The sequence below is a fragment of the Mesorhizobium sp. WSM4815 genome, from assembly GCF_055811575.1.
On record NZ_JBVVQS010000063.1, the window covers coordinates 1 to 21,026 of the forward strand.

Annotated in this window: 21 protein-coding genes; 17 read left to right on the forward strand and 4 right to left on the reverse strand. The window is 64.1% G+C overall.

Features of this window, described 5'->3' with window-relative positions; translation table 11 throughout:
* A partial coding sequence (locus AC0L2B_RS00790; RefSeq protein ID WP_473743718.1) for a peptidylprolyl isomerase occupies positions 1-812 on the forward strand: 812 nt, incomplete at its 5' end.
* Positions 813-891: 79 nt separating this feature from the next.
* Here AC0L2B_RS00790 and AC0L2B_RS00795 read toward each other — a convergent pair.
* Positions 892-1,533, reverse strand: coding sequence for a TetR/AcrR family transcriptional regulator (locus AC0L2B_RS00795; RefSeq protein WP_473743720.1), 642 nt, complete (start codon positions 1,531-1,533; stop codon positions 892-894).
* Between the two features lie 194 nt (positions 1,534-1,727).
* Between AC0L2B_RS00795 and argJ the strand changes: the two genes are divergently transcribed.
* The 5 genes from argJ (at position 1,728) to AC0L2B_RS00820 (ending at position 4,899) form a co-directional block, all read left to right on the forward strand.
* Positions 1,728-2,969 carry a bifunctional glutamate N-acetyltransferase/amino-acid acetyltransferase ArgJ gene (gene argJ, locus AC0L2B_RS00800; RefSeq protein ID WP_473743721.1) on the forward strand — a complete coding sequence of 414 codons (1,242 nt, stop codon included), beginning with the start codon at positions 1,728-1,730 and terminating at the stop codon, positions 2,967-2,969.
* Positions 2,969-3,748, forward strand: a complete 780-nt coding sequence (locus tag AC0L2B_RS00805; RefSeq protein WP_208602559.1) for a GNAT family N-acetyltransferase — start codon at positions 2,969-2,971, stop codon at positions 3,746-3,748. The genes argJ and AC0L2B_RS00805 overlap by 1 nt, the downstream gene beginning before the upstream one ends.
* The gene (locus tag AC0L2B_RS00810; RefSeq protein ID WP_023797288.1) at positions 3,745-4,167 is read left to right on the forward strand and encodes a (deoxy)nucleoside triphosphate pyrophosphohydrolase; all 423 of its coding nucleotides are present in this window, start codon (positions 3,745-3,747) and stop codon (positions 4,165-4,167) included. The genes AC0L2B_RS00805 and AC0L2B_RS00810 overlap by 4 nt, the downstream gene beginning before the upstream one ends.
* Positions 4,168-4,279: 112 nt before the next feature.
* Positions 4,280-4,621 carry a hypothetical protein gene (locus AC0L2B_RS00815; RefSeq protein ID WP_023797289.1) on the forward strand — a complete coding sequence of 114 codons (342 nt, stop codon included), beginning with the start codon at positions 4,280-4,282 and terminating at the stop codon, positions 4,619-4,621.
* A 98-nt stretch (positions 4,622-4,719) separates the two neighbouring features.
* Complete coding sequence (locus AC0L2B_RS00820) at positions 4,720-4,899, forward strand: Flp family type IVb pilin (protein WP_023797290.1); 180 nt, start codon at positions 4,720-4,722, stop codon at positions 4,897-4,899.
* A gap of 28 nt (positions 4,900-4,927) precedes the next feature.
* Here the strand turns inward: AC0L2B_RS00820 and AC0L2B_RS00825 are convergent, their stop codons facing one another.
* Positions 4,928-5,830, reverse strand: a complete 903-nt coding sequence (locus tag AC0L2B_RS00825; RefSeq protein ID WP_473743723.1) for a methyltransferase domain-containing protein — start codon at positions 5,828-5,830, stop codon at positions 4,928-4,930.
* A gap of 53 nt (positions 5,831-5,883) precedes the next feature.
* Here AC0L2B_RS00825 and AC0L2B_RS00830 point away from each other — a divergent pair, with 53 nt between their 5' ends.
* The 4 genes from AC0L2B_RS00830 to AC0L2B_RS00845 are packed head-to-tail and all read left to right on the forward strand — an operon-like array spanning position 5,884 to position 8,280.
* Positions 5,884-6,669, forward strand: coding sequence for a ComF family protein (locus tag AC0L2B_RS00830; RefSeq protein WP_473743724.1), 786 nt, complete (start codon positions 5,884-5,886; stop codon positions 6,667-6,669).
* 27 nt (positions 6,670-6,696) lie between these two features.
* Positions 6,697-6,966: a glutaredoxin 3 gene (grxC, locus tag AC0L2B_RS00835; RefSeq protein WP_027153348.1), complete on the forward strand. Its 270-nt coding sequence runs from the start codon at positions 6,697-6,699 to the stop codon at positions 6,964-6,966.
* Positions 6,967-6,976: 10 nt separating this feature from the next.
* Positions 6,977-7,858 carry a carbon-nitrogen hydrolase family protein gene (locus AC0L2B_RS00840; RefSeq protein ID WP_473743726.1) on the forward strand — a complete coding sequence of 294 codons (882 nt, stop codon included), beginning with the start codon at positions 6,977-6,979 and terminating at the stop codon, positions 7,856-7,858.
* Complete coding sequence (locus AC0L2B_RS00845; RefSeq protein WP_287223916.1) at positions 7,855-8,280, forward strand: DUF1178 family protein; 426 nt, start codon at positions 7,855-7,857, stop codon at positions 8,278-8,280. Before AC0L2B_RS00840 ends, AC0L2B_RS00845 begins: the two co-directional genes overlap by 4 nt.
* A gap of 4 nt (positions 8,281-8,284) precedes the next feature.
* Here the strand turns inward: AC0L2B_RS00845 and AC0L2B_RS00850 are convergent, their stop codons facing one another.
* Entirely contained in the window at positions 8,285-8,770 is a 486-nt protein-coding gene (locus AC0L2B_RS00850; protein WP_473743727.1) for a MarR family winged helix-turn-helix transcriptional regulator, read from the reverse strand.
* Between the two features lie 149 nt (positions 8,771-8,919).
* Between AC0L2B_RS00850 and AC0L2B_RS00855 the strand changes: the two genes are divergently transcribed.
* A complete protein-coding gene (locus AC0L2B_RS00855) occupies positions 8,920-9,816 on the forward strand; it encodes a DMT family transporter (RefSeq protein WP_473743728.1) in 897 nt (298 codons plus the stop codon).
* A gap of 19 nt (positions 9,817-9,835) precedes the next feature.
* Here AC0L2B_RS00855 and ubiG read toward each other — a convergent pair whose 3' ends face one another.
* Positions 9,836-10,585, reverse strand: coding sequence for a bifunctional 2-polyprenyl-6-hydroxyphenol methylase/3-demethylubiquinol 3-O-methyltransferase UbiG (gene ubiG, locus AC0L2B_RS00860; RefSeq protein WP_473743729.1), 750 nt, complete (start codon positions 10,583-10,585; stop codon positions 9,836-9,838).
* Between the two features lie 358 nt (positions 10,586-10,943).
* Here ubiG and AC0L2B_RS00865 point away from each other — a divergent pair, with 358 nt between their 5' ends.
* The 6 genes from AC0L2B_RS00865 to clpB all read left to right on the forward strand — a co-directional run bounded on the left by AC0L2B_RS00865 (position 10,944) and on the right by clpB (position 21,021).
* Entirely contained in the window at positions 10,944-12,197 is a 1,254-nt protein-coding gene (locus AC0L2B_RS00865; protein ID WP_023797301.1) for an aspartate kinase, read from the forward strand.
* A 181-nt stretch (positions 12,198-12,378) separates the two neighbouring features.
* A complete protein-coding gene (gene ptsP / locus AC0L2B_RS00870; protein WP_473743731.1) occupies positions 12,379-14,649 on the forward strand; it encodes a phosphoenolpyruvate--protein phosphotransferase in 2,271 nt (756 codons plus the stop codon).
* A 139-nt stretch (positions 14,650-14,788) separates the two neighbouring features.
* Positions 14,789-15,868, forward strand: coding sequence for a peptide chain release factor 1 (gene prfA / locus AC0L2B_RS00875; RefSeq protein ID WP_287068549.1), 1,080 nt, complete (start codon positions 14,789-14,791; stop codon positions 15,866-15,868).
* A 140-nt stretch (positions 15,869-16,008) separates the two neighbouring features.
* Positions 16,009-16,899, forward strand: coding sequence for a peptide chain release factor N(5)-glutamine methyltransferase (gene prmC / locus AC0L2B_RS00880; protein WP_473743733.1), 891 nt, complete (start codon positions 16,009-16,011; stop codon positions 16,897-16,899).
* A gap of 302 nt (positions 16,900-17,201) precedes the next feature.
* The gene (locus tag AC0L2B_RS00885; protein WP_473743734.1) at positions 17,202-18,191 is read left to right on the forward strand and encodes a DUF4167 domain-containing protein; all 990 of its coding nucleotides are present in this window, start codon (positions 17,202-17,204) and stop codon (positions 18,189-18,191) included.
* A gap of 223 nt (positions 18,192-18,414) precedes the next feature.
* Positions 18,415-21,021 carry an ATP-dependent chaperone ClpB gene (gene clpB, locus AC0L2B_RS00890; protein WP_473743735.1) on the forward strand — a complete coding sequence of 869 codons (2,607 nt, stop codon included), beginning with the start codon at positions 18,415-18,417 and terminating at the stop codon, positions 21,019-21,021.
* Positions 21,022-21,026: the final 5 nt, after the last annotated feature.

Sequence of the window (21,026 nt, forward strand, 5' to 3'; positions counted from 1 at the left end):
GGCCGGGCGCCCCCGCCCAGCCGGCCGCGCCGGTCGATCCGAACGCCGTGGTCGCCACGATCAACGGCCAGTCGCTGACCGAGGCAGATCTTGCGCTTGCCGAAGGCGAGCTGTCGCAGCAGTTCGCGCAGATGCCGCCCGAACAGCGCCGCGCCGCAGCCCTTTCGGCAGCGATCGAAATCAAGGTCATGGCCGCCCAGGCGGTCACCACCGGCCTCGACAAGGATCCCGACTTCCAGCGCCGCATGGCGTTCCTGCAGCAGCGCGCCCTGCATGGCGAAATGGTCGAGAAGGATGTCGTCGGCAAGATCACCGATGCCGAGGTTCGCGCCCGCTACGACCAGGAAATCGCCAACACGCCGCCGGCCAACGAGGTCCATGCCCGTCACATCCTCGTGAAGACGAAGGAAGAGGCCGATGCGATCATCAAGCAGCTCGACGGCGGCGCCGATTTCCGGAAACTCGCCAACGAGCACACCAGCGATCCGAGCGGCAAGACCAGCGGCGGCGATCTCGGCTGGTTCGGACCCGGTCAAATGGTGCCGGAATTCGACAAGGCGGTGTTCGCGCTGGCGGTCGGCAAGTACACCGAGCAGCCGGTGCAGTCGCAGTTCGGCTGGCACGTCATCCAGGTCGAGGACAAGCGCGCCAAGCAGCCGCCGGCCTTCGACCAGGTCAAGGATCAGGCCCGCCAGGCAGTCATCCGCGACAAATACATCGCGCTGGTCAAGTCGCTGCGCTCCCAGGCCAAGGTCGAGATCCCGGACGAGAAGCTGAAGAAGACGGTCGACGCGCTGGAAAACACCAAGTAGGCGAGGGCGAGGCTAGGGCAGTCGGTTCTTCCCTTCTCCCACAATAAGGGGAGAAGGGAAGCGCGGCGCCGAAATCGCCCTATCCTACGATGCGTCGACGCCTTGAACGCTGCCGGATCGCCGGCGGCGAGTTCCCCGGTGGAGCTATGCCCTTCAACAGATAGCCAACCGCCTTGCGCAGCGTCGTTTCGTCTTCGTCGAGGCGATTGGTCAAGAGATGCGTCCAGGCAAACGAGGCGACCAGGTCGGCGACGAGCGTGGAATCGACGTCGGCCGCGACTTCGCCTCTTGCCTTGGCGCGTTCGATCATCTGGCCGGAATGGGCATGGCGTCCTTTGGCGTATTCGGCAAGCACGGCGGCCACGGTCGCGTCCGATTGCGCCTCGGCGATCAGCGATCTGAAGATGCTGCCTGACGATGTTTCGCGCCAGTGCGAGAACAGGCTTTTGAGGAAGCCGACGAGATCGTCCTCGAGGTTGCCGGTATCGGGATAATCGACGCGCTTTAGCCGCTGATAGACGTCGAACAGCAAGGCGGCCTTGCTCGGCCACCAGCGATAGATTGTCGGCTTTCCCGCACGCGCCCGCCGCGCCACCGCTTCGATCGAGAAGCCGGAATAACCAGCCTCGACCAGAACTGCCTCGGCGGCGTCGAGAATGGCGTCGGCGCTGTCGGGGTTGCGCCGCGCGCCGATCGACCTGCGCCCCCGATCCAGCCCCATCCTGGTTTCCTTCGATGCTTTTTCGTCGGCAGATCGTACACGCTCTCTCGACGAAACGAAACGGTCCGTTTCGCGCAACTGAACGTTTCGTTTCGATGAGAAAGGGCATGTGCCCAACATCAAACGCCCTTGCGCCGGTGCCCGCTATCGGGCAAACCGGCGTTCCCCTTGCGTTTTTCCCGCCCGAGGTCCTCATGTCAGCCACGATTTCGCCGCTCGCGCCGAAGAAATATCCCAACATGCCTGACATCGAGGGCGTCCGCATCGCCACAGCCGAGGCCGGGATAAAGTACAAGAACCGCACCGACCTGCTGACCATGGTCTTCGATGCCGGCACCACGGTCGCCGGCGTTTTCACCAAGTCGAAATGTCCGTCGGCGCCGGTCGATTTCTGCCGGCAGAATCTCGGGCAGGGCAAGGCGCGCGTTCTGGTCGTCAATTCCGGCAACGCCAATGCCTTCACCGGCAGCAAGGGCCGAGCCTCCACGGCAATGACCGGCGAGGCTGCGGCCAAGGCTGCGGGCTGCACGCCGGACGAGGTGTTTCTGGCCTCGACCGGCGTCATCGGCGAGCCGCTCGATGCCGGCAAGTTCGGCCATTTGCTCGCCGGACTGGTCAGGGACGGCAGGCCGGACCTGTGGACCGAAGCCGCCAAGGCGATCATGACCACCGACACCTATCCGAAACTGGCGACCGCGACGGTAAAACTCGGCGACGCCGACGTCACCATCAACGGCATTGCCAAGGGCGCCGGCATGATCGCGCCCGACATGGCAACAATGCTCTCGTTCATCGCCACCGACGCGCCGATCGCAGCCCCCGTGCTGCAGGATCTTTTGTCGCGCGGCACCGCCAAGACGTTCAATGCGGTCACCGTCGACAGCGACACCTCGACCAGCGACACGCTGCTGATGTTCGCCACCGGCACGGCCGCCCGGCGCGGCGCGCCTGATATCACGAATGCCGGCGATGCGCGCCTCGGCGCCTTCCGCCGCGCGCTCGGCAAGGTGCTGAAAGCGCTGGCACTGCAAGTGGTGCGCGACGGCGAGGGCGCGCGAAAACAGGTCGAGGTCACCGTGACCGGCGCGAAATCGGCCCGCTCGGCCAAGCGCATCGCGCTGTCGATCGCCAATTCGCCGCTGGTCAAGACGGCGGTCGCCGGCGAAGACGCCAATTGGGGCCGCGTGGTCATGGCCGTCGGCAAGGCCGGCGAACCGGCCGACCGCGACCTGCTGTCGATCTGGTTCGGCGACACCAGGCTGGCGCATCAGGGCGAGCGCGACGCCGCCTACTCCGAGGAGGCGACATCGGCCTACATGAAGCGCGACGAGATCCGCATCCGTGCCGATATCGGCATCGGCCGCGGCAAGGCGACGGTGTGGACTTGCGACCTCACCAAGGAGTATGTCGCCATCAACGGCGATTATCGGAGTTGATGGCGTTGGTTTCCAGACATCCGGCAAGCGTGCTTGCCATCGTGCGCCGCTACGAGGCGGCTGGCTTTCGCGCCTGGCCGGCGGCGGCCGTGCATTATGACGGCACCTGGGTGGTGCGGCTGACGGCGGGCCATCCGGCCAAGCGGCTGAATTCGGTCAACCCGCTCGATCCGGGCGACATCCAGCACATTGCCGATCGCATCGGCCGCGCCAGCCGCCGTTTCGACGCCTATGGCCGGCCGCTGACCTTCCGCATATCGCCGCTGTCGGGGCCGATCCTTGCCAAACATCTCGACAGCGAGGGCTGGAGCACATTCGACGAATCGCTGGTAATGCGGCTGCCGCTGGCGGACGCCCAGCTCGATGCCGCCATGGACCAGATCCCGCTGAAGGACATCAGCCGCTTCATCGGCGCGGCGCTAAAAGTAAGCGGCTCGGATGTGTCGCTGCGGCCGGGCCTGTCGGAGATCATCGGCGCCATCCAGCCGGAAGCCGGGCTGTTCGCGCTCGAAGACGGCACCGAACCGCTGGCGACGCTGATCTGCGTCCATGACGGCGATCTTGCCGGGCTGTTCGAGATCGCCACCGACAGATCGGTGCGCAACCAGGGCCATGGCCGCCACCTCATCCTGTCGGCGCTGAAATGGGCACGGCTGCGCGGCGCCCGGGAAGCCTGGCTGCAGGTCGAGGCAGACAACGCGCCGGCGCTGGCGCTCTATCGTTCGCTCGGGTTCGACGAAGTCTATCGCTACCATTATCGCCGGCCGCCCGGCGCATGACCGGCCCGCACCCTGTCGGCAAGCGCCTGCTCCTGGTCGCAGCCTGCGCGCTGGTCGATACCGACGGCCGCGTGCTTCTGGCGCAGCGCCCCGAAGGCAAGCAGCTGGCCGGCCTGTGGGAGTTTCCGGGCGGCAAGGTCGAGCCCGGCGAGACGCCGGAAGAATGCCTCATCCGCGAATTGTACGAGGAGATCGGCATCGAAACCGATATTCCCTGCCTGGCGCCGTTCACCTTCGCCAGCCATTCCTACGATGATTTTCACCTGCTGATGCCGCTGTTCGTCTGCCGTCGCTTCCGCGGCATCGCGCAGCCGAAGGAGGGGCAGGTGCTGAAATGGGTGCGGCCGCGCCAGATGCGCGATTTTCCGATGCCGCCGGCCGACGCGCCGCTGATCCAGTTCCTCATCGATCTTCTGTGATTTTGCCCTCCGAGACCTAGACAACGTTAATGGAAGATTTATCTGGCCGTGAAAAAATGACGGCAGAAATCGAAGGAAGGTCATGTCCAGGCCTTCGCCGGAGGGCGGTTGCATGAGCCTCGACAGGGACTGGGATTCGATCCGACCCGACCGCAGCTTTAGGGCTGCCGGCATGGGAATATTGCGGATCACGCTTTTGTTCGGCTCGGCCGCGGTGGCGCTGGCCCTGATCGCCACGCCCTTGCTCGACAACCGGACGCGATCAGCCCGCGACGATTTTGCCGGCGGCCTCGACAGGATGAGCACAGGGTCGGTTGAAAGCACGGGTTCGATTGGAAGCACGGGCTCGACCGGCCGTCGTGATACCTACACGCTGCGCAGGAGCGTGCTGCAGCCGCTGCCCACTTCGATCTGCGTGATACGCGACAATGGCCAGCGCAGCGGCGACTGCTGACACCGGCCAAAGCGGTGCTTTCATCGCCTGTTAAGCCTGTGTCATTAACCTTTCTTAACAGGTCCGCGCTAGGGTTCCGGCAAGCGGGATCGACGGCCATGAAAACATTGCTGCAACGATTTTGGGAAGACAAGACCGGCGCGACGGCTGTCGAATATGGGCTGATCGTGGCCGTGCTGTCGCTTACCATCGTAGGCGGCGTCGGCAAGGTCGCCGACGCAATCACGTGGCTGTTCAGCGACAATGCCAGCAAGCTTGTGAAGGCTTTCGCGCAGTAACCGACCAGCCGCGCCCATAATAAACCGGTCAGCGCCGGCCGGGATTTTCCAGGATTGTCTTCAGCGACAGTTTTGCCGAGCCCGGCTTCAGCGGTTTTTGCTGCGAGGCGTCGGGCGCCCAGCCTGACATCCAGACGATCGGAAAACTCGCCCTGACGCGGCCATCGGCATCCGAAAATCGTTCGGCATAGATTTCGGCGGCGCGGGCAAACAGCTTTCGTGTGGCCGGTCGCCTGCTGCGGTCAATGAGCGCGCTGGTCTCGCCCATCGCCCGCAGGTCCGCCATCAGGCCGAACAGGGAATCGTAGCGCACCGTCACCGTCTCGACGTCGGCGACGGGCAAGGCCAGACCGGCGCGTTGCAAAAGCGCGCCGGCGTCGCGCACGTCGGTGAACGGGATGACGCGCGGGCTGGCGCCGCCGTAAAACTCGGTCTCGGCGGCGAGCAGGCATTCGCGCAGCTCGGAAAGCGTGCCGGCGCCGGCAAAAGCGCCAAGGAAAAGACCGTCCGGCTTCAGTGCGCGGCGGATCTGCACCAGCATGCCGGGAATGTCGTTCATTGCCTGGAGCGACAAAAGCGACACCGCGAGGTCGAGGCTTTCCGGCTCGAACGGCACGGTCTCCAACGGCGCCACCAGTCCCGCGGCATCGCTCCCCGCTCCATCGCCCCCCGCCCCGTCGCCCAGGAACGCCGCATCCGCCTCGACGCGCACGATGTCCGCCACCTTGCCGCTTGTCGCGAGCACGTCGACCGCCGCCGGCGTCTGGCAAAACAGGACGGCCGCCCTGTCGAATTGGCGTTCCACCGCGCCCAGCCGGTCGGCGAGTTCCTCGGCGGCCCGCCGCATCAGGAAGTCCGCGCCGGCAGCCGGGCTGGCGAGCGCCCGGCGCTTGTGCGCCAGCCAGAGAGAGGTATCGACTATAGGTTGCAACTGACAGTTCCTGGTTTCCGCACTCTGATATAGGGTGGCGGAGAAAGAACCACGTGGCCGATCCAATGCCGGATATCAAGAGTGTCGCTCGAAAGGCGTTGGACTGGCCGGCGCGCATCCTGTTTCCGCCGGTTTGCGCCGGTTGCCGACGGCATGTCTCGCAGCCCGGCGTGCTGTGCGGCGCCTGCTGGCCGAAACTCAGGCTTCTGGAGCGGCCATGGTGCCCGGTGATGGGCACGCCGTTCACCCATCACATGGGCGAGGGGTTCCTGTCGGCCGAGGCGATCGCCGACCCGCCGCCCTTCGAGCGGGCACGGGCCGCGGTCGCTTACTCAGGTGTCGCCCGCCAGATGGTGCAAGGGCTGAAATACCAGGATCGCACTGATCTGGCGCCATGGATGGCGCGCTGGATGCTGCGCGCCGGTGCCGAACTGATCGCGGAAGGCGATGTGGTCGTGCCGGTGCCGCTGCACTGGCGGCGCTTTTTCAGGCGTCAGTTCAACCAGTCGGCGGAACTGGCAAGGGCGGTATCGCAGCTTGGCGGGCTGCCTTTTGCGCCCTCCGCGGTCAGGCGCGTCAAACTCACCCGCCAGCAGGTCGGGCTGGAGCGGCGGGAACGCGAGGAGAATGTGCGTGCCGCCTTCAGAGTGCCGGAGGAGGCCGAGATCGAGATCGCCGGCCGCCGGGTGCTCCTGATCGACGATGTCTATACCACCGGCGCCACTGTCCGCGCCGTCGCCAAGGCGCTGAAGAAGGGCGGTGCCGGGACCGTCGACGTGCTGACCTTTGCGCGCGTGCTGCCGGGGGACTTTCGGGCCGACGAGTCCGCGACTATATAGATTGGGAAAAGGCAGGATTGCTGACCGATGGTCGACGTGACGATCTATACACGGATGATGTGCGGCTATTGCGTGGCGGCCAAGCGGCTGCTCGAGCGCAAGGGTGTCGCCTACACCGAGCATGACGCCTCCTTCTCGCCGGAACTGCGCCGGGAAATGATTTCCCGCGCGAATGGCCGCTCGACCTTTCCGCAGATATTCATCGGCGACACGCATGTCGGCGGCTGTGACGATCTCCATGAACTGGAGGCAGAGGGCCGGCTGGACCGTCTGCTCGCCAATGGCTCGACGAATTGAGGACAAGACGATGGGTGCTTTCAAGGCGGCGGCGATCCAGATGCGTTCGGGCACCAGCCCCGACCGCAACGCGGTCGATCTGGAGCGGCTGGTGCGCGAGGCCGCGGGCCAGGGTGCGACCTATATCCAGTCGCCGGAAATGACCGGTGCGCTGGTCCGCGACAGCCAGGCGCGGGCCGCCGCCTTCACGTCCGAGGACAAGGACATCATCGTTTCGACCGCGCGAAAGCTGGCGAAAGACCTTGGCGTATTCCTGCATATCGGCTCGACCGCCATCCTGCGCGCCGACGGCAAGCTCGCCAACCGCGCGCTTCTGTTCGGGCCGGATGGCGCCACCATTGCCACCTACGACAAGATCCACATGTTCGACGTCGATCTCGACAATGGCGAGAGCTGGCGCGAATCCGCCGCCTACGAGCCCGGCACCGAGGCCGTCGTCACCGAGATCAGCGGCGCCGGGATCGATGGTGCGAGACTGGGTTTCGCCGTCTGCTACGATTTGCGCTTTCCGCAGCTGTTCCGCGCCGAGGCGCTGGCCGGCGCCGACCTGCTTTCGGTGCCCGCCGCCTTCACCCGCCAGACCGGCGAGGCGCACTGGCATGTGCTGCTGCGGGCGCGCGCCATCGAGAACGGCGCCTATGTCGTTGCCGCGGCGCAAGGCGGCCTGCACGAGGACGGCCGCGAGACTTTTGGCCATTCGCTGATCATCGATCCTTGGGGCCGCATCGTCGCCGAGGCGGCGCATGACGAACCCGCGGTGATCGTCGCCGAGATCGACCCGGCGCAGTCGGTCGCTGCCCGCAAGAAAATCCCAAATCTGAAAAATTCACGCGACTTCGCCTTGAACGCCACTCCGGTCGAGGCGCAAAGTCTCAGGGGTGCGGCGTCTTGATTCGCTTTTCATTGATCTGTGACCACGAGCATGAATTCGAAGGCTGGTTTCGCAGCAACGACGATTTCGACACCCAGAAGAAGCGTGGCTTCGTCGATTGCCCGACCTGCGGCTCGCACAAGGTCGAGAAGGCGTTGATGGCGCCGGCCGTCTCCACCGGGCGCAGCCGAGAAAAGATCGCGCTCGCCATGGGCGAGGCCCAGAAGCAGGCGTTGGCGCAATTGAAGGCGATGGCCGAGAAGGTGCGCGAGAACGCCGACTATGTCGGCGACAAGTTTGCCGAGGAAGCGCGCAAGATCCATTTCGGCGAGAGCGATCCGCGCGGCATCTATGGCGAGGCGACGCTGGAGGAGGCCAAGAGCCTGGCCGAGGACGGCGTCGAATTCATGCCGATCCCAAGTTTCCCCGACGACCGCAACTGACTGACTAGGTTACGCTGCCGATCAATTTCTCAAGCAGGCGAGCAAGTGTGTCCTGTTCGGTACGCGTCAAGCCGGAAAGTATCTCGTGTTCGTTGGCGACATGGGCGGCAACCGCTTCATCGACCAGTACCAGCCCTTTATCGGTCAATTGCACGACAACCCCACGCCGGTCGTTGGGATGCGGCCCACGCTTGATCAATCCGGATTTCTCAAGCCGGTCGAGCCGGTTGGTCATGGCGCCCGACGTCACCATCGTCGCCTCATAGAGGGCGGTTGGCGTCAGCGCGTAAGGTGATCCGGAACGGCGCAGCGTCGCCAGCACGTCGAATTCCCCGGATTGCAGTCCGAAACGCGCAAACAGCGGCGCGAGGCGTTCTCGTGCTATCAGCGACGAGGCTTCGTTCAACCGCCCAAGCACGGCCATCGGCGAGACATCCAGGTCCGGCCGTTGTCTTTTCCACTGCTCGATCGCTTTCGCGGCGCGATCCATCTATCTCACCGTTAAATATCTTGACGTCAAGAATCTTTGTATTATCTTAGCTTGAGTCACAGTGCTGGCCAAGGGCCCGCAAAAGACGAGCGGCGCAAGGACAATAAGGTTCGTTATGAAAATTTCTCTGGGATTCAGCGCTCGGTCTTTTGCTCGTCACCGGCGGCCTGCTCGGCCTGACGCTGCCGTTCGGCAAGATCGCTACGGCGGCCGGTGTTTCGGCCATGGTCTGGGCCCTCGTCATCTCGCTCGGCGCCGGCGGCGTGCTTTTGTGCGCCTTGCTGCTGCGCGGACAACGCATCCGGCTCACCCCGCACAGACTGCGTTATTTCTTCGTCACCGCGGCGGTGTCCTATGCCCTCCCCAATCTCTTGATGTTCTCGACCATTCCGCATCTCGGCGCCGGCTACACCGGTATCATGTTCACGCTGTCGCCGGTGGTTACACTGGTGTTTTCGATCCTGCTCGGCGTCCGGCGTCCCAATCTGCTTGGTATCGTCGGCATTGCCGTCGGCTTCGTTGGTGCTGTCATGGTGGCGGTGACGCGCGGCGAGGCTGGCCAGCCGGCCGAATTTTTCTGGGTGGCGGCGGGGCTGCTCATTCCGGTCAGCCTTGCCGCCGGCAATATCTACCGCACGGTCGACTGGCCGCTAGGGACCGGACCGATCGAGCTTGCCGTCGGCAGCCATCTGGCATCGGCCGCGCTGCTTCTTTGCGGCATCTTCACGCTGCAGGGCGGCGGTTCGCTCGCCCTGCTCGCCGGCGTGCCGCTGGTCGTCGTCGGGCAGGTCGCATCAGCCGCGGCGATGTTCGCTTTCTTCTTCCGGCTGCAGGCGGTCGGCGGCCCGGTCTATCTCAGCCAGATCGGCTATGTCGCGGCGGCGGTCGGATTGTTTGCCGGGACGATGTTTCTCGGCGAGCACTATCAATTGCTGACCTGGGCCGGCGCTGCCATCATTGTCGCCGGCGTGTTCATCACCACCAAGGCGCAAAGCCAGATCGCCCCGAAGACGCAAAGTCAGACGGGTGAGAAGGTGGCGGCGTGAGAAGGCGTCGTGAGAAAGTTCAGGAGGGTGCCTTCTCTGCCAGAACCATGTAGTTGACGTCCATGTCCTTCGAACGCTGCCAGCGGTCGGCGAGCGGATTGTAGGTGACGCCGGTGCGGTCGATGATGGTCAGGCCAGCGCCGGCAAGCGCCTTTTCCAACTCGTCTGGCCGCACCAGCTTGCCGAACTGGTGGGTGCCGCGCGGCAACCAGCGCAGCACATATTCGGCGCCGATAATGGCCAGACCGAGCGCCTTCAGCGTGCGGTTGATGGTGGCGACGACCATGATGCCGCCGGGCTTGAGCATCTCGCCGCATTTGGCCACGAACAGGTCGATGTCGGCAACATGCTCGACCACTTCCATGTTGAGGATGACGTCGAATTTCTCACCGGCGTCAGCCAGGTCCTCTGCTGTCGTGGCACGGTAATCCACCGTCACGCCGACCTCCGCCGCATGCAGCCTGGCCACTTCGATGTTGGTGGCGGAGGCGTCGGCGCCGACCACTTCGGCGCCAAGCCGCGCCATCGGCTCGCACAACAGCCCGCCGCCGCAGCCGATGTCGAGGATGCGCAGGCCCTCGAACGGCCGCGCCGCGCGCGGGTCGCGGCCGAAGCGCGCCGCCACCTGGTCGCGTATATAGGCAAGCCGGATCGGATTGAACTTGTGCAGCGGGCGGAATTTGCCGTTCGGATTCCACCATTCGGCGGCAAGAGCGGAAAAACGCTCCACTTCTCCGGCATCGATCGTCGATCGTCGGGGTTCTGGCATCGTGTGGTCTCCCGCAGACTCAAAAATTCAGAGCGCGATCGGGCGCAAAACCGGATACCACTTTTGCTGATCGCGCTCTGGTGCGCTAGGAAGTCGGTCGAGAGCCGGCGAATGTCAAGGCAGCAAATTTCGGCTGTTGCCGGCTGCGCCTCTGCGACAGGCGTTCGTGTAGGCGCGTTGCGCTCGTATGTCGCCTTCGTCGCCTAAGGGCGCAAGCAGGGGGCAAGCGGTGGCACGCCTTGCGAAACCCAAAGCATTTGGCTAAGGAGGCCGCGAATTCAGCGGCTGGCCCAGCCCGACGCTCCGTTTCCATTTTTCGGCCGCCGTTTCGGCACCCAGTCAAAGGCATTTCGCTTCCATGGCGCGCATCGTGATGAAATTCGGCGGGACCTCCGTCGCCGACATCGTCCGCATCCGCAATGTGGCGCGCCATGTCAAACGCGAGGTCGATGCCGGCCATGAGGTCGCGGTGGTCGTCTCGGCGATGGCCGGCAAGACCAACGAGCTCGTGCAGTGGACGCGCGAAGCCTCGCCGATGCACGATGCCCGCGAATATGACGCCGTCGTTGCCTCCGGCGAGCAGGTGACTGCCGGCCTGCTGGCGATCGCGCTGCAGAACATGGGCGTCCATGCCCGTTCCTGGCAAGGCTGGCAGATCCCGATCAAGACCGACAATGCGCATGGCGCGGCGCGCATTCTCGACATCGACGGCGCGTTCCTGATCAAGCGCTTCGGCGAGGGCCAGGTGGCGGTGGTCGCCGGCTTCCAGGGCATCGGGCCGGACAACCGCATCGCGACGCTCGGCCGCGGCGGCTCCGACACCAGTGCTGTCGCCATCGCGGCGGCGGTCAAGGCAGACCGCTGCGACATCTACACCGACGTCGACGGGGTCTACACCACCGACCCGCGCATCGAGCCGAAGGCGCGGCGGCTGGCCAAGATTTCCTTCGAGGAAATGCTTGAAATGGCCTCGCTCGGCGCCAAGGTCCTGCAGGTACGCTCGGTCGAGCTTGCCATGGTGCACAGGGTGCGTACTTTCGTGCGGTCGTCCTTCGACGATCCCGACGCGCCCGGAATGGGGGATTTGCTCAATCCGCCCGGAACGCTTATTTGCGACGAGGAAGAGATCGTGGAACAGCAGGTCGTCACCGGAATTGCCTACGCCAAGGACGAAGCGCAGATTTCGTTGCGCCGTGTCGGTGACCGGCCCGGCGTCGCCGCCGGCATTTTCGGGCCGCTGGCCGAAGCCAATATCAATGTCGACATGATCGTCCAGAACATTTCCGAGGACGGCAAGTTCACCGACATGACCTTCACCGTGCCGTCCGGCGATGTCGACAAGGCGCTTGCCGTGCTCGAGCGGCTGAAGACCACGATCGGCTACGACGTCGTGCAGTCGGAAGCCGGCATGTCGAAAGTCTCGGTCATCGGCATCGGCATGAGGAGCCATGCCGGCGTCGCCGCCACCGCCTTCAAGGCGCTGGCCGACAAATCGATCAACATCCGTGCGATCACCACATCGGAGATCAAGATTTCGATCCTGATCGACGGTCCCTACACAGAACTTGCTGTTCGCACTTTGCATTCCATCTACGGTCTGGATAAGCAGTAGCAGACTGCTCGGTCCGGAAATCGGAGGTCGATCTTCGGAAAGCACGATGCAGCAGTTCGAAGTCTTGGAGCGTCCTTTGTGGGTCCAATTGGACCGACGCCGCTCTATTTGAGTTGTTGCGTGAGCGCCGGCCGCGGGAGAAACTGCGGCGGGCATAATGTCCATTGGAGAACAAGCCGCGATGCGTGATACGGCCAGTGGCCCGCGCGTTTTGCTGAAACGGCTCCGCGAGCTCATGCAGGAGCCGCTGGAGCCGCAGGAGCGGCTCGACCGCATCGTGCGCGACATCGCCGGCAATATGGTCGCTGAAGTGTGCTCGCTCTACGTGCTGCGCGCCGATTCGGTGCTCGAACTCTATGCCACCGAGGGCCTGAATCCGAAGGCCGTCCATTTGGCGCAGCTCAGGCTGGGGGAAGGCCTCGTCGGCACGATCGCGGCCTCGGCACGGCCGCTCAATCTCTCCAACGCGCAGGAACATCCAGCCTTCGCCTACCTGCCGGAGACGGGGGAGGAGATCTACAATTCCTTCCTCGGCGTGCCGGTGCTCAGGGCGGGGCGCACGCTCGGTGTGCTGGTCGTCCAGAACAAGACCATGCGCCACTATCGCGACGACGAAGTCGAGGCGCTGGAAACGACGGCGATGGTGATCGCCGAGATGATCGCCACCGGCGACCTTGCCCGGCTGACCCGGCCCGGCCTCGAACTCGATCTGCGCCGCCCGGTGAGCTTTACCGGCCTGTCCTTCAACGAGGGCGTCGGACTTGGCCATGTCGTGCTGCATGAGCCGCGCATCGTCGTCACCAATCTGTTCAACGAGGACAGCGATGAGGAGATCAAGCGGCTCGATGCGTCGCTCGGTTCGCTCCGGCTCTCCATCGACGACATGCTGGAACGCCGCGAAGTCGCCTTCGAGGGCGAGCACCGCCAGGTGCTCGAAGCCTATCGCATGTTCGCCAACGACAGCGGCTGGGTGCGCCGCTTGGAAGAGGCGGTACGCAACGGCCTGACGGCGGAAGCGGCGGTGGAAAAAGTGCAGAGCGACATGCGTGCCCGCATGCTGCACATGACCGATCCTTATCTGCGCGAGCGGATGAGCGATTTCGACGATCTCGCCAACCGGCTGCTGCGCCAGCTGATGGGGCGCGGGCCGGACGATGTCGCGGTCTCGCTGCCGAAGGACGCCATCATCGTCGCCCGCTCGATGGGGGCCGCCGAACTGCTCGATTATCCCAGAGACAAGCTGCGCGGGCTGGTGCTGGAGGACGGCGCAGCGACCAGCCACGTCGTTATCGTGGCGCGGGCCATGGGCATACCGGTTGCGGGCCAGATGAAGGGCGCCGTTTCCATGGCGGAAAACGGCGACGCCATCATTGTCGACGGCGAAGAAGGCGCCATCCACCTGCGCCCCCAGCCGGACCTCGAAGCCGCCTATGCCGAAAAGGTCCGCTTCCGGGCGCGGCGGCAGGAGGTCTATCGCGAGCTGCGCAAGAAGCCGTCGATGACCAAGGACGGCGTCCAGGTCGACCTTTTGATGAATGCCGGCCTGGCCGTCGATCTGCCGCAGCTTGCCGAGGCCGGCGCCGCCGGTATCGGCCTGTTCCGCACCGAGCTGCAGTTCATGGTCGCCTCGACCTTTCCGCGGGCGGAAGCCCAGGAACGGCTCTACCGTGACGTGCTCGACGCGGCGCGCGGCAAGCCGGTGACATTCCGCACCATCGATATCGGCGGCGACAAGGTGCTGCCCTACTTCAAGGACACGATCCAGGAAGAGAACCCGGCGCTCGGCTGGCGCGCCATCCGCCTGACGCTCGACCGGCCGGGCCTGTTGCGTACCCAGATCCGAGCGCTTTTGAAGGCATGCGGCGGGCGTGAACTGAAGCTGATGCTGCCGATGGTGACGGAGCTCGGCGAGATCGCCCAGGCGCGCGAAATCATCGATCGCGAAGTGCGGCATCTGTCGCGTTTTGCCCATCATCTGCCGACCAGCCTGAAGCTCGGGGCCATGCTGGAAGTGCCTTCGCTGCTGTTCCAGCTCGATGAGCTGATGAAGGCCGTCGATTTCGTCTCGGTCGGCTCGAACGATCTGTTCCAGTTCGTCATGGCGGTCGATCGCGGCAACACGCAGCTCGCCGACCGCTTCGATGTGCTGTCGACGCCGTTCCTGCGCGCGCTGAAGCAGATTGCCGACGCCGGGGTGCGCAATCAAACCCCGGTGACCTTGTGCGGCGAGCTGGCCGGCAAGCCGATCTCGGCGATGGCGCTGATCGGCCTTGGCTACCGATCGATCTCGATGTCGCCGGCCTCGATCGGTCCGGTCAAGGCGATGCTGACGGAACTGCCGCTGCCCGAGCTGGAAGCGTTCTTCGACGACAATCTCATGGCGCCGGCCCAGGGGTTGCCGATGCGGGCGCTGCTGCAGGCCTTTGCCGACGACCGCTCCATTCCGTTGTAAATTCACGTGAGGGCGGCCTGCAAATGTCGATTTTCTGCGCTTCCGGTGCTCATGTACCTAATTGTACATTCCGCTCCGGTTCTCGAAACTCGTCATTTTCGGCTCGCCCTGACGTGAATCTTATCGAAGTTCCAGGACCATGATCAACCTGCCCCGCGACCGCATGGATCAAGTCGTCAAGCGTTTCGACATGCTCGAAGCGCAAATGTCGGCCGGGCCGGCGGCGGACGCCTATGTCAAGATGGCGTCGGAATATGCCGACATGCAGGAGATGGTGGCTAAGATCAGGGCGCTGCGCACCGCCGAGCATGAACAGGCCGACCTGCAAGCGATGCTCGCCGACAAAAGCACCGATGCCGAAATGCGGGCACTGGCCGAGGCCGATCTGCCGGAGGTCAAGGAACGCATCGAAGCGCTGCAGAAGGACATCCAGATCCTGCTTTTGCCCAAGGATGCCGCCGACGACAAGAATGCCATCCTCGAAATCCGCGCCGGCACCGGCGGCGACGAGGCGGCTCTCTTTGCCGGCGACCTGTTTCGCATGTACGAACGCTATGCCGCGGCACGCGGCTGGCGTTTCGAGACGGCGTCGGCCAGCGAGGGCGAGGTCGGCGGCTACAAGGAAATCATCGCCACGATTTCAGGCAAGGGGGTCTTTGCCCATCTGAAATTCGAGTCCGGCGTGCATCGTGTGCAGCGCGTGCCGGCGACCGAGGCCGGCGGGCGCATCCACACCTCGGCGGCGACGGTTGCCGTGCTTCCCGAAGCGGAAGAGGTCGACATCGACGTCAGGGCCGAAGACATCCGCATCGACACGATGCGCGCCTCGGGTTCGGGCGGCCAGCACGTCAATACCACCGATTCGGCAGTGCGCATCACCCATCTGCCGACCGGCATCATGGTCGTGCAGGCGGAGAAGTCGCAGCACCAGAACCGGGCCAAAGCCATGCAGATCCTGCGCGCCAGGCTTTACGACCTCGAGCGCAGCAAGGCTGACGAGGAACGCTCCGAATCGCGCAAATCGCAGGTCGGTTCGGGCGATCGCTCGGAGCGCATCCGCACCTATAATTTCCCGCAGGGCCGCGTCACCGACCATCGCATCAATCTGACGCTCTATAAGCTCGACCGGGTGATGATGGGCGAACTCGACGAGATCATCGACGCGCTGATCGCCGATCACCAGTCGAAGCTGCTCGCCGATATCGGCCTCGATGGCTGACAGTCTGCCCGGTAGGCCGGTGTGGCTTTGAATTCGAAATTCGTATCACGTTGGGGCAGCGCAATGACGAATTTCGGATTCAAAATCACACCAGCAGGTTGCTGGTATCTAGGTGGTGGATTTGAGGTCCCTGGACGCTGATGCCAACAAATAGCAGGAACCTCAAATCCACCACACTAGGGCTGCTGCTGAAAGCGGCGCGGGCACGCCTTGCTGCGGCCGCAGTCGCCGATCCGGCGCTGGATGCGAGGCTGATCGTCGAACATTTTTCCGGTACGACCCGCACACAAGCCATCGCCGATCCCGAATGCAGTGTCGATGCCGGCGCGATTGCCGCGATCGATGCAGCCTTGAGGCGGCGGGTTGCCGGTGAGCCGGTGCATCGCATCCTCGGCCATCGCGAGTTTTATGGCTTGCGCCTGTCGTTGTCACCGGAAACGCTGGAGCCGCGACCGGACACCGAAACGCTGGTCGAAGCGGTGCTGCCCTTCGTGAAGGCGACAGCGGAACGGCAAGGCGAGTGCCGCATCCTCGATCTCGGCACCGGCACCGGCGCCATCGCGCTGGCGCTGCTCAGCGCCGTTCCGCCGGCGGTCGCCACCGGTGTCGATATTTCGCCAGGCGCGCTGGTGACCGCCATGCGCAATGCAGGGGAATTGGGGTTGGCCGACCGGTTCCAGGTGCTCGAATCCGACTGGTTCGAAAAAGTTTTTGGCCGATACCATGTAATTGCCGCCAACCCGCCCTATATAGCGTCCATAGACATCGAAAATCTGCAGGGCGAAGTCCGCGATTTCGATCCACGCCTAGCCCTCGATGGCGGCCTGGACGGTCTGAGTCCCTACAGGATCATCGCCGCTGAGGCGGCAGGTTTTTTGGAAGCCGAGGGCAGGATTGCGGTCGAGATCGGCCACAGCCAACGCAAAGAAGTCACGGACATTTTCTCCGCAGCCGGCTATATGCCGGCGGGGGTATTCCGCGACTTTGGCGGAAACGAGAGGGTTCTGATCTTTGAACTGACAAGGGCGTGATGCAGTGCAAAAAAAGCGCTTGGCAATGCCGGGGAATGCGGCTAGGGTCGCCTTAACCGGATGAGACGAAGCAGGCAGTGCTCTTAGCGATTCGGTTTCCTTGGAAATAGCTGCCTTCTTGTGCAAACGACGCCCAAGCTTCGTGCGGGGATCGTCCGGCAAGTGATGTAACCGGAACAGGATGACACGTGGCGCCAACGCAATCGATGCGGGCGAACGCCGGTGAAGAGACGAAACGGCTGGCTGCATGAGCGCCTCCGTTCGTGAAAAGTTTTCGAAAATTTCAAAATGAAGAGAGTCGAATGAGGCCACAACAGCAGAACAGGCGCATGCGCGGTCGCAACAACAATGGCGGCGGCAACAACAATAACAACAACCGCAAGGGTCCAAATCCCCTGACGCGCAATTACGAGAGCAACGGTCCGGACGTGAAGATCCGCGGATCGGCTCAGCAGATCGCCGAAAAATATGCAACCCTTGCCCGTGACGCGCAGAGCTCCGGCGACCGGGTGATGGCGGAAAACTATCTCCAGCACGCCGAGCACTACAATCGCATCATCGCTGCCGCGCAGGCGCAGCTGCCGATCCAGAGCGCTCAGCAGAACCGCGACGATTTCGACGATGACGGCGACGAAGATCGCGACGAGTTCGACAATGCCGGCAACAGCAATGTCGGCGAGACTGCGGCTCCGGTGGTCAACCACGGTGCAGGCCCGCAGCCGGTCATCGACGGCACGCCGGCCGAATTGACGTTCAACCAGGAAAACGGCCGCGACAATCGTGATGCCAGTGGGCGTGATGCCAGTGGGCGTGATGCCAGTGGGCGTGATGCCAGTGGGCGCGATGCCGGCGGGCGAGACAACCGCCATCGCGACCGTCGCCCCAATGGCGGCTACGGCCAGAACGGCCAGCGCGGCGAATTTGGTGCGCGCGGCGAGCAGGGCGGACAGCGCGGCGATCAGAACCGGCGCAACGAGAGACCGGTTCAGAACGAAACCCCCGTGCAGGCGGAAGCTGTGTCTCCGAACGAGCCTGTTTCTGTGGCCGAACCCGCGCCGCAGTTCGAAAGCTTTTCGCCAGCGGCTCTGGCTGCCCAGGCCGAGATGAACGAAGCCGCCGCCGAAAGCGGCGCTGCCCGCCGCCCCAGGCGTCCGCGCCGTCCGCGCGTCAATGCTGATCAGGTGGCTGATCAGGTGGATGGCGGTAACGACAATGCTGGCGGCGATAACGTGAACGCTGCTCCGGCGGAAGACGCCGGTGGCGAGCCCACCATCGTCGACGTCAACAGCTGATCGAGCAAGGCCCAGACATTCCTGGACGGCGGAGAGAAATCTCCGCCGTTTTTGTATGTGCGCCCCCGGGAAATATTATGAGTCCGACGTTATCGGGACGTCTTGAGGGTCCGTGGATTGCGCCCCATATCTCGCGTGAACAGGACCCGGCTCGAACGGGCGGGTCCGTCACCGCAATCTGATCCGGTGCCGCAAAGCGGGCCGGTGACGGAAGGAGACAGATATGAACCTTGAAAAATATTCCGAGCGCGTGCGCGGCTTCATCCAGTCGGCGCAGACCTTGGCGCTCTCGCGCAACCACCAGCAATTCACCCCCGAACATATATTGAAAGTGCTCGTCGACGACGACGAGGGCCTGGCAGCGTCGTTGATCGAGCGCGCCGGCGGCAGCGTCCGCGACGTCAAGCTGGGCGTCGAGACCGCACTTGAGGCAATGCCCAAGGTGGAAGGCGGCAACGGCCAGCTCTATCTGGCGCAACCGCTGGCCAAAGTGTTCTCGACCGCCGAGGAACTGGCAAAGAAGGCCGGCGACAGCTTCGTCACGGTCGAGCGGCTGCTGACGGCGCTGGCGGTCGAAAAATCCGCCAAGACCGCCGACATCCTGACCAAGGCCGGGGTGACGCCACAGGCGCTGAACCAGGTGATCAACGACGTCCGCAAGGGTCGCACCGCCGATTCGGCGAGCGCCGAGCAGGGCTATGATGCGCTTAAGAAGTACGCGCGCGATCTCACCGCCGACGGTCGCGCCGGCAAGCTCGACCCGGTCATCGGCCGCGACGACGAGATCCGCCGCACCATCCAGGTGCTGTCGCGCCGCACCAAGAACAATCCGGTGCTGATCGGTGAACCCGGCGTCGGCAAGACGGCGATCGCCGAAGGGCTGGCGTTGCGCATCGTCAATGGCGACGTGCCGGAATCGCTCAAGGACAAGCAGTTGATGGCGCTCGATATGGGATCGCTGATCGCCGGCGCCAAATATCGCGGCGAATTCGAGGAGCGGCTGAAGGCGGTTCTTTCGGAAGTCACCGCTGCGGCCGGCGGCATCATCCTGTTCATCGATGAGATGCACACACTGGTCGGCGCCGGCAAGGCGGATGGCGCCATGGATGCGTCGAACCTGTTGAAACCGGCGTTGGCACGCGGCGAACTCCACTGCGTCGGTGCGACGACGCTCGACGAATACCGCAAGCATGTCGAGAAGGATGCGGCCCTTGCCCGCCGCTTCCAGCCGGTCTTCGTCAATGAGCCGACGGTGGAAGACACCGTCTCCATCCTGCGCGGCCTGAAGGAGAAATACGAGCAGCACCACAAGGTGCGCATTTCGGATTCGGCGCTGGTCGCGGCAGCGTCGCTGTCCAACCGCTACATCGCCGACCGCTTCCTGCCGGACAAGGCGATCGACCTTGTCGACGAGGCCGCGTCGCGGCTGCGGATGCAGGTCGATTCGAAGCCCGAAGCGCTGGACGAGATCGACCGCCGCATCATGCAGCTCAAGATCGAGCGTGAGGCGCTGAAGGTCGAGAAGGACGACGCGTCGAAGGACCGGCTTGCCCGGCTCGAAAAGGATCTTTCCGCCCTGGAAGAGGAATCGACCGAACTGACCTCGAAGTGGCAGGCCGAGAAGCAGAAGCTCGGGCTCGCCGCCGACCTGAAGAAACAGCTCGACGAAGCGCGCAACGAACTCGCCATCGCCCAGCGCAAAGGTGAATTCCAGCGCGCCGGCGAGCTTGCCTATGGCAAGATTCCGGAGCTCGAAAAAAAGCTGACGCAGGCCGAGGCGCAAGACGGCAAGGTCGGCATGGTCGAGGAGGTGGTCACCCCCGATCACGTCGCCCACATCGTGTCGCGCTGGACCGGCATTCCCGTCGACAAGATGCTGCAAGGCGAGCGTGACAAGCTGCTGCGCATGGAAGACGAAATCGGCAAGCGTGTCGTCGGCCAGGGCGAGGCGGTGCAGGCCGTGTCGAAAGCGGTGCGCCGCGCACGCGCCGGCCTGCAGGATCCCAATCGGCCGATCGGTTCGTTCATGTTCCTCGGACCGACGGGCGTCGGCAAGACCGAACTGACCAAGGCGCTTGCCAGCTTCCTGTTCGACGACGAGAGCGCCATGGTGCGCATCGACATGTCGGAATTCATGGAGAAGCACTCGGTCGCCCGGCTGATCGGCGCGCCTCCCGGCTATGTCGGCTATGAGGAGGGCGGCGCGCTGACTGAAGCGGTGCGACGCCGGCCCTACCAGGTCGTGCTGTTCGACGAGATCGAGAAAGCGCATCCGGACGTGTTCAACGTGCTGCTGCAGGTGCTCGATGATGGCCGCCTGACCGACGGGCAGGGCCGCACGGTCGATTTCCGCAACACGCTGATCATCATGACGTCGAACCTCGGCGCCGAATATCTGGTCAGTCTCGGCGAGAACCAGGACGTCGATGTCGTGCGCGACGAGGTGATGGGAGTCGTCAGGGCGTCGTTCCGGCCGGAGTTCCTCAACCGCGTCGACGAGGTGATCCTGTTCCACCGGCTGCGCCGGCAGGATATGGGCAGCATCGTCGAGATCCAGCTCAAGCGGCTGGAAAGCCTGCTCGCAGATCGCAAGATCACGCTTTCGCTGGATCAGGAGGCGATCGACTGGCTGGCCGCCAAGGGCTACGATCCGGCCTATGGCGCGCGGCCGTTGAAGCGGGTGATGCAGAAGGACCTTCAGGATCCGCTGGCGGAGAAGATCCTGCTCGGCGACATCCTCGACAGTTCGACCGTCAAGGTCACCGCTGGTTCCGACCGGTTGAACTTCCGGTCGAAGCCGACGATCGTAGCGACCGAGGCGGCGGCCTGATTTTC